Here is a 386-nt window from a genome sequence, read left to right as displayed (position 1 = left end):
AAAGTTGAGTTTATATGCTCTTCTCACTTCGATAAGCTCCTCTCTATCTCCATCATCATCTGTATCTCTGGCATCCGGTACTTTTGTTTTATAATACAAAACAACTCCCGCAGCTTCATGCATCAGGTTTAAAAGCATCATAGTCCCTTCATTGTTCACCTGATCTGCATCGATATAGATCCCTCTAAAATAGTCTCTGAAATTGTTCTGGTTAAGCAGCTCTGAAGAGCCACCTTTGTCAAGGATCTTGCTCTGAAAGAATTCCTTGTTAAGATGCAGGCGTAAAGCAGGATCAAGCGTCAAAGTATCGGCTTCTCCTGTCGCATCAACAGAATATTCAACTATGGGTTCTATAGAAGGTGTAAAATTCTCCTCATAAAGTACAT

At 39.9% G+C, this 386-nt stretch carries 1 protein-coding gene; it reads right to left on the bottom strand.

Features of this window, described 5'->3' with window-relative positions; translation table 11 throughout:
- Positions 1–386: DUF4270 family protein (locus HC175_RS20170; protein WP_168139845.1), on the bottom strand; the 386-nt coding region annotated here is incomplete at both ends.

This window comes from Salinimicrobium oceani (assembly GCF_012037645.1).
The sequence above is the reverse complement of the archived record's forward strand: the minus strand, read 5'-3'. Positions and strand labels throughout refer to the sequence as shown.